This is a genomic window from Oerskovia sp. NPDC060287, from assembly GCF_042726775.1.
In the GTDB taxonomy this organism is placed as follows: Bacteria; Actinomycetota; Actinomycetes; order Actinomycetales; family Cellulomonadaceae; genus Oerskovia; species Oerskovia merdavium.
Genome location: NZ_JBHXBO010000025.1, coordinates 20,027 through 27,781, shown reverse-complemented (window position 1 = coordinate 27,781; position 7,755 = coordinate 20,027). Strand labels below are relative to the sequence as shown.

At 71.4% G+C, this 7,755-nt stretch carries 5 protein-coding genes; 3 read left to right on the top strand and 2 right to left on the bottom strand.

Going from position 1 to position 7,755, the window contains the following annotated elements:
- Positions 1-48: 48 nt before the first annotated feature.
- Together ACFWFR_RS04040 and ACFWFR_RS04035 are read right to left on the bottom strand one after the other, a co-directional pair.
- Positions 49-1,944: a glycosyl hydrolase 53 family protein gene (locus ACFWFR_RS04040; protein WP_377621356.1), complete on the bottom strand. Its 1,896-nt coding sequence runs from the start codon at positions 1,942-1,944 to the stop codon at positions 49-51.
- A gap of 114 nt (positions 1,945-2,058) precedes the next feature.
- Complete coding sequence (locus ACFWFR_RS04035) at positions 2,059-4,128, bottom strand: beta-galactosidase (protein WP_377621354.1); 2,070 nt, start codon at positions 4,126-4,128, stop codon at positions 2,059-2,061.
- Positions 4,129-4,329: 201 nt separating this feature from the next.
- Between ACFWFR_RS04035 and ACFWFR_RS04030 the strand changes: the two genes are divergently transcribed.
- The 3 genes from ACFWFR_RS04030 (at position 4,330) to ACFWFR_RS04020 (ending at position 7,711) form a co-directional block, all read left to right on the top strand.
- Entirely contained in the window at positions 4,330-5,640 is a 1,311-nt protein-coding gene (locus ACFWFR_RS04030; protein ID WP_191804344.1) for an ABC transporter substrate-binding protein, read from the top strand.
- 164 nt (positions 5,641-5,804) lie between these two features.
- Positions 5,805-6,767, top strand: a complete 963-nt coding sequence (locus ACFWFR_RS04025; RefSeq protein WP_082609058.1) for a carbohydrate ABC transporter permease — start codon at positions 5,805-5,807, stop codon at positions 6,765-6,767.
- Positions 6,768-6,769: 2 nt separating this feature from the next.
- Positions 6,770-7,711 (top strand): carbohydrate ABC transporter permease, encoded by a 942-nt coding sequence (locus ACFWFR_RS04020; RefSeq protein WP_377621351.1) that lies wholly within the window; start codon positions 6,770-6,772, stop codon positions 7,709-7,711.
- The last annotated feature ends 44 nt before the right edge of the window (positions 7,712-7,755 follow it).

The following is a 7,755-nucleotide window of genomic DNA, read 5'->3' as shown; positions in this document are numbered from 1 at the left end:
CTCCTCGGAGGTGAGCGGCGCCGTCGGGCGTGCGGTTGGCAGGGTGCGTCAGCCGACGCGCTCCCACGGGCCCCACGCCGAACTGTCGGGCTGCTGGTTCCTGGTCCACCAGCGCGCCTCGTACGTCACGCCCTCGAACGTCACACGCTCGCCCGCGACGTACACCCGCGTCGCTGCCCACGGGCTCGTGCCGGAGCCGTCGGCCGCGGCCGCCTCCTGCCACGGGCCGTACGCCGAGGCGCCCGGCTCCTGGCCCGAGGTCCACCACGACGCGACGTACGCGGTGCCGTCGTGCAGGACGACGTCACCGGCCGTGTAGACGGCCGCCGCGGTCCAGGCCGACGTGGCCGCGTCCGGCGCGAGCTCGGCCGCGACGGGGGCCAGGAGGCGACCGTCGAGGTCGAACATGGCCTGGTTCTCCCACGCGTTGCCCGACGACGCGTCGGCCGGGTCCCACCCGTTGCCCTCGACCGACGTCCACGCCGGCTCCCAGTACACGACCCCCAGGCCGCGTCCGCCCGGGGCCGACGCGACGACGTCCTGGACCGCACGCAGCGCCGCGGCCTGTCCCGCGGGGGTCGCGGGGTAACCGGGGACCAGGTCGTCCTCGGTCGCGATGACGTTCTCCCACGCGGGCGAGCCGTCCTCGAGCGTGAACGGGTAGGCGGTCTCGACGACCATGACGTCACGGTCGTAGCGGTCGGACAGCGTCCCGACCGCTTCCTGCACGTCGCCCAGGCTGCCGTGCCAGTAGCCGTAGTAGCTCAGGCCGATCACGTCGAAGTCGACCCCGCGCGCGGTGACCTCGTCGAACCACCAGGTCAGGCCGCCGATCCCGTTGTTGATGTTCGTCAGGTGCAGGATCACCTGCGCCTCGGGGGTCACGTCGCGCACGGCGCGGGAGCCCGCGCTGAGGAAGGCCGCGAGCGAGTCCCACTGCGCGGTGTCGTACCCGTCGCCCGGGACCACGTCCCACGTCTGCCCGTAGGGCCACATCATGCCGGGGTTGATCTCGTTGCCGACCTGCACGTAGTCCGTGGTCACGCCCGCGTCCCGCAGCGCGGTCAGCACGTCGCGCGTGTGGTCGTAGACGTCCCGCGCCAGCTCGCTGGTCGTCCCGCCGACCCACGCGGCCGGGGTGCCCTGCGCGCCCGGGTCCGTCCAGCGGTCGGAGTAGTGGAAGTCGATCATGACGTCCATGCCCGCGGCCTCGATGCGCCGGGCGCTCTCCACGACGTGGGTGATCTCGTTGTACCCGTCCGCCGGGTCGACCCACACCTTGAGGCGGCCCAGGTTCATCCCGGCGTCGGCGAGGATCTCGACCGGGTCGCCCGGTGTGCCGTCGGTGCTCGCGTACGTGGCGCCGAGGTCCTCGTTCTTGGCGACGCCCGACAGGTCGCCGCCGCGCACGTCGCGCACCACGCGCCCCCGCTCGAGCGTCACGTCGTCGACCGAGGCCCACGCGCCGCCCGGACCGTCCGTCACGACCGCGACCGTGCAGTCGCCGCCCGTCACGTAGGCCGAGACCGACAGGCGCACCCACTGGTCGTCCTGCTCCGTGACGGGGGTCGTGGTCGCGTCGTCGACCCCGCAGCCCGTGAGCTCGAGCCGCGTCGCGTCGAGCGCGCCGCCCGACTTCACCCAGGCGCTCGCGGTCCACCAGCCCGTGGCGAGGCCCTCGACGGTCTGGGCCGTCGTGACGTCGTAGGCGTCACCGGCCCAGTGCCTCAACCGGCCCGACGACGAGCCGTGCCCCGCGTCCTCGACCTTCGCCCCGCCGTCGTGCCCCGAGGCACTCGTGACCGTCCAGCCCGTGAGCCCGGCCTCGAAGCCGGGGTTCACCAGCGTGCCCGCCGCTGCGGGTGCGGCGACCGCGGGCGTGACGCCCGCGAGCGCGAGCGCGGTCACCAGGACCCCCAGGGTGCTCTTCCTCGTCGATCTCATCCGTCCTCCTTGACGTGGTGCCTTGATGGGTGGAGCAGGTGGAGCAAGACCCTGCGGGTGGTCGGGCGACCAGGGGCGTGGTCGCCCGACCACCCGCAGGAGAGCGGGGGCCGGTCAGGCCAGGGGAGTCCGCAGCACGCGCACGGCCCCCGGGGCCACGGGCGCGGCTCCCGGCGTGGCCTCGCCCGTCACGAGGTCCGTGGTCCCGTCGGCGAGCGAGGGGAGCTGGACCTCGTGCGTGGTGTGGTTGATCGCGACGACGTACTCGGCGTCCTCGCCGCGGCGGCGCACCACCTCGAAACTCTCGGGCAGGCCCGACGGCGTCAGGCCCGCGTCCGCGTAGACGGCGCCCAGGAGCGTGCCCAGCGCGGCGACGTCGAGGCGCGTCGAGACGTACCAGCCCGTCCCCTCGCCCAGCGTGTGCCGCGTGATCGCGGGGGCGCCCGGGGCCGGGCCGTCGACGTACGTGCCCACGACCTGCGCGCCCTCGAGCGCGATGTCGTCGGCCCACACGTCGCCGGGGAGCGTGCCGGTCAACGCCGGTGCGACCTCGCCGCCGTCGAGTGCGACGCTCAGGGACTCGCCCTCCCGCAGGGGGAGGAACTCCTCGACCGTGAGCCCGAGCGCGCGGCGCAGCGGGGCCACGAAGCCGCCCGGGTGCACGGCGTCGTGCTCGTCGACCGCGGCCGAGAAGTACGAGACCAGGAGCGTGCCGCCGCCCTCGACGTAGCGCGTGAGGTTCTCGGCCGAGTCCTCGGTCAGCAGGTACGACGCGGGCGCGACGACCAGGCGGTACCCCGACAGGTCCTGCCCCGGGTGTGCGAAGTCCACCTGGACACCGTCGCGCCAGAACCGGTCGTAGAAGGCGTCGATGCGCTCGCGGTGCTGCGCGTCCACGCTCGGGCGCCACTCGAGGTCCTGCGCCCAGAACGACTCGGGGTCCCACAGGATCGCGACGTCGGCGTGCACGCGCGACCCGCGCACCTCGCCGACCGCACCGAGCTCGGCGCCCAGCGCGACGACCTCGCGCCACACCCGGCTGCCCGTGCCCGCGTGCGGCAGCATCGCCGAGTGGAACTTCTCGGCGCCCGAGCGCGAGGCCCGCCACTGGAAGAACATGATCGCGTCGGCGCCGCGGCCCAGGTGCGAGAACGCGTTGCGCGCCATCTCGCCCGGACGCTTGGCGACGTTGCGCGGCTGCCAGTTCACGCCCGACGTCGAGTGCTCGAGCAGCATCCACGGCTTGCCGCCCGCGACCGAGCGCGTCAGGTCCGCGGCGAGCGCGAGCCCCACCTCGTTGCGCGGGTCGCTCGCCCGCAGGTAGTGGTCGTTCGAGACGATGTCGACCTCGCGCGCCCAGGCCCACAGGTCGGTCGACGGGCACTCGCCCGCCATGAAGTTGGTCGTCACGGGCACCGACGAGTGGGCGCGGATCGCGTCGCGCTCGGCGACGAAGCACGCCAGCAGGGCGTCGTTCGTGAAGCGCGCGAAGTCCAGGCGCTGCGCGGGGTTGACGACCGAGGCCGCGACGGCCGGCACGCCGACGTGCTCCCACTCGCCGTAGACCTGGCCCCAGAACCGGGTGCCCCACGCGGCGTTCAGGCCGTCGAGGTCGCCGTAGCGCTCGCGCAGCCACTCGCGGAAGGCGGCGGCGCTCGCGGGCGAGTAGTCGTCCGAGACGGGCGCGCCGTACTCGTTGTGCACGTGCCACAGGGCGAGCGCGGGGTGCGAGGCGTAGCGCTTCGCGAGCTCGGTCGTGATGCGGACGCACGCACGGCGGTAGTCGGGCGAGCTGGGCGAGACCATGCCGCGCGAGCCGAACCCCAGGACCGTCCCGTCACGGGTCACGACGCGCGACTCGGGGTAGGCGTGGAAGAACCAGGCGGGCGGGGACGCGGTGGGCGTGCCGAGGTCGACGCGGATGCCGTGCGCGTGGAGCAGGTCGAACAGGCGGTCGAGCCAGCCGAGGTCGAACTCTCCTTCGCGCGGCTCCATGAGCGCCCAGCTGAACATCCCGATGCTCACGAGGTTCACCCCGGCCTCGCGCATCAGGGTGACGTCCTGCTCCCAGACCTCCTCCGGCCACTGCTCGGGGTTGTAGTCACCGCCGTAGCAGATCGCGTCGACGCCAGGCAGCCAGCCGTCGTAGACGGGGCCGACCGGGCGGGGCTTGGCGGAAGTCATGCGCTCTCCTCGAAACACGTCGCTGTGCACGATCACAGGTGTGATCGACCGTGCAACACCTAGGTAACAGCATGAAACATGATGTTGACAAGACCATGCAGGGCGTGAGTACTGTGACCGTGCACAGCCCCACACTGTCGTGAGTCGCCCTGGCCCAAGCCCTGGCGAGAAGCGCGATGGTTCCTTGACGAGGAGGACCTCATGCGCCTGTCCACAGGCACGAAGGCAGCGGCGATCATCGCCTCCGCCGCACTACTGATGACCGCTTGCAGCTCGGGTGGCGGGTCGGACGCTCCGGCCGCCGACGGGCCCGTCGAGCTGACCTTCTGGACCTGGGCGCCGAACGTCGACAAGGTCGTCGAGACCTGGAACGCCGCGAACCCGGACATCCATGTCACGGTCAACAAGCAGGACGGTGGCGACCCCGCAATCACCAAGCTGCTGACCGCGGTCAAGGCCGGCAGCGGCGCGCCGGACATCATGCAGACCGAGTACCAGAAGATCCCCACGCTGGTCTCCGCCGACGCGCTCGCCGACATCTCGGGCGAGGTCGCGGACCTGGCGGACCAGTTCCCCGAGGGCGTCTGGAACGACGTGACGCTCGGCTCCGACGCGGTCTACGCCGTGCCGCAGGACTCGGGCCCCATGCAGTTCTACTACCGCGCGGACATCTTCGAGCAGCTCGGTCTGACCGTCCCCACGACGTGGGACGAGTACGCCGCGACCGCCGCCGCCCTGCAGGCCGCCGACCCGACCAAGTACCTCGGCACGTTCTCCGCGACCGACGCGGGCTGGTTCACGGGCCTCTCGCAGCAGGCCGGCGCCTCGTGGTGGGGCATCGACGGCGACTCGTGGACCGTCGCGGTCGACGACGAGGCGACGCTCAAGGTCGCGGACTACTGGGGCGGTCTCGTCGAGTCCGGCGTGATCGACAACAAGCCCATGTACACCCCCGAGTGGAACGCCGCGCTCAACAACGGCACGCAGATCGGCTGGCTCTCGGCCATCTGGGCGCCGGGCGTCCTCGAGGGCAACGCCCCCGACACCGCGGGCCTGTGGAAGATGGCCCCCATGCCGCAGTGGGACGCCGCCAAGCCCGCGACGGGCAACTGGGGCGGTTCCGCGACGGCCGTGACGAGCCAGTCGAAGCACCCCGCCGAGGCCGCGCAGTTCATCGAGTGGCTCAACGCCTCGCAGGAGGGCGTCGACCTCCTCGTCGAGCAGACCGGGATCTACCCCGCGAACATCCCGGCGTCGGCCGAGGCGCTCTCCGAGCCGCCGACGTTCTTCGCGAACCAGCCCGACTTCTACGAGATCGCGGCCCAGACGGCCAAGACCGCGGGCAGCTTCACGTACGGCCCGAACGTCAACGTCACCTACTCGGCGTACAACGACGAGTTCGGCAAGGCCACCGAGGCGAAGTCGCAGGCCGCCTTCACGGCTGCGGTCGAGGCCATGCAGAAGGTCACGCTCGAGGACCTGAAGAGCTCCGGCTTCAACGTCAAGGAATAGGCCCGACGGCGGTCGCCCGGTTCGTCCGGGCGGCCGCCCGCCCGTCGCTCACCCGAGCGGCGACCCCCGCGGAGCCCGGCGACGGGCGCCCGCACCCCACCTGTTGCACCCGTGCTTCGGCACCCGCCTGCTCTCGACCGGCGGAGACCTCCTGAGGAGAGATCGTGACCACGACCACGCCAGTGCGGCCGAGCGCGCCGCCCGCGGCGCGACGCCGCCGACCGGGCGCGTCCCGGCGCCAGGCAGCCCCCTGGGGCTTCCTCGCCCCGGCGATCGTGCTGTTCGTCCTCTTCCTCGCGCTGCCCATCGCGTACGCGGTCTACCTGAGCTTCCGGACCGAGAAGGTCAGCGGGCTCGGGCTCGGGTCCGGCGCGCGGACCGAGGTGTGGAACGGGTTCGCAAACTACGCGGCGTCGCTCGCCGACCCCGAGTTCCTCGCGTCCGTGGGGCGCGTCGCGCTCTACGGCGTGATCGTCGTGCCGACCATGCTCGGGCTCGCACTGCTCTTCGCGCTGCTGCTCGACTCGCGCCGGTCGCGCGCGACCAAGTTCTCGAGGATCTCGATCTTCCTGCCCTACGCCGTGCCCGCGGTCATCTCGTCGCTCCTCTGGGGCTTCCTCTACCTCCCGGGCGTGAGCCCCTTCTACTACGTGTTCGACCGGCTCGGCTGGGACGTCCCGTCGCTGTTCTCCTCGGACCTCGTGATCTTCGCGGTCGCGAACATCGCGGTGTGGGGCGGCGTCGGCTTCAACATGGTCGTCATCTACACCTCGCTCCGGGCGATCCCGTCGGAGCTGTACGAGGCCGCCGAGCTCGACGGCTGCAACCAGATCGGGATGGCCTGGCGGATCAAGATCCCCATCGTCGTCCCGTCGATCATCATGACGTTCGTCTTCTCGATGATCGCGACCCTGCAGGTGTTCGCCGAGCCGACGACCCTCAAGCCCCTGAGCAACACGATCTCCAGCACGTGGACCCCGCTCATGAAGGTGTACCGCGACGCCTTCATCCGCGGTGACCTGTACTCGGCCGCCGCGACCTCGGTCATCATCGCCGTCGCGACGTTCGTCCTCTCGTTCGGGTTCCTGCGCCTGGTGCAGAGCCGTGCCTTCGGTCAGGAGAAGTGACCATGACTACCGACGCCGCAGAGACCGCCCTGGTCGCCGAGACCTTCGACTCGCGCCCCGGGGCGGTCGTCAAGAAGTCGCGCAGGGCCCCGCGGACGGGGCACCGCTCAGCGGGCGACCGCCCCAGCGGGGCGGCGACCGCGATCCTGCTCGTGGGGGCGCTGTACTGCCTGCTCCCCGTGCTGTGGGTCGTCGTGGCCTCGACCAAGTCGGGCAGCGAGCTGTTCTCGACGTTCACGTTCGCGCCCTCGTCGCACTTCCTGGACAACGTGTCGGACCTCAACGCCTACCGGGGTGGGCTGTTCTGGCGGTGGATGGCCAACACGGCCCTCTACGCGGGCATCGGCGGGCTGCTCTCGGTCGTCGTCTCCGCGATGGCGGGCTACGCGCTCGCGAAGTACCGCTTCCGTGGCAAGACCGCGGTCTTCAACATGCTGCTCGCGGGCGTGCTCGTGCCCGGTGTGGTGCTCGCGATCCCGCAGTACCTGCTCCTGGCCCAGGCCGGCCTGACCAACACGTACTGGGCCGTGCTCCTGCCGAGCATCATCAGCCCGTACGGGATCTACCTCGCACGCATCTACGCGGGGGCGTCGATCCCCGACGAGATCGTCGAGGCCGCGCGGACCGACGGCGCCGGTGAGCTCCGGACGTTCGCGCAGGTCGCGATGCCCATGATGGCGCCCGGCCTGGTGACGGTGTTCCTCTTCCAGTTCGTCGCGATCTGGAACAACTTCATGCTGCCGTACATCATGCTCGGCGACGACAAGCTCTTCCCGCTCACGGTGGGCCTGTCGGGTCTGCTGAACCAGGGTGCGTCGCAGCCTGCGCTGTACACGCTCGTGATCACGGGCGCGCTGCTGTCGATCGTCCCGCTCGTGGCCCTGTTCCTCCTGCTGCAGCGCTACTGGCAGGTCGACCTCGCCGCCGGCGCGGTCAAGGCCTGAGGATGTCCCTAGACTCACGTGTCGTGGAGCAGTCCGGGAACGAC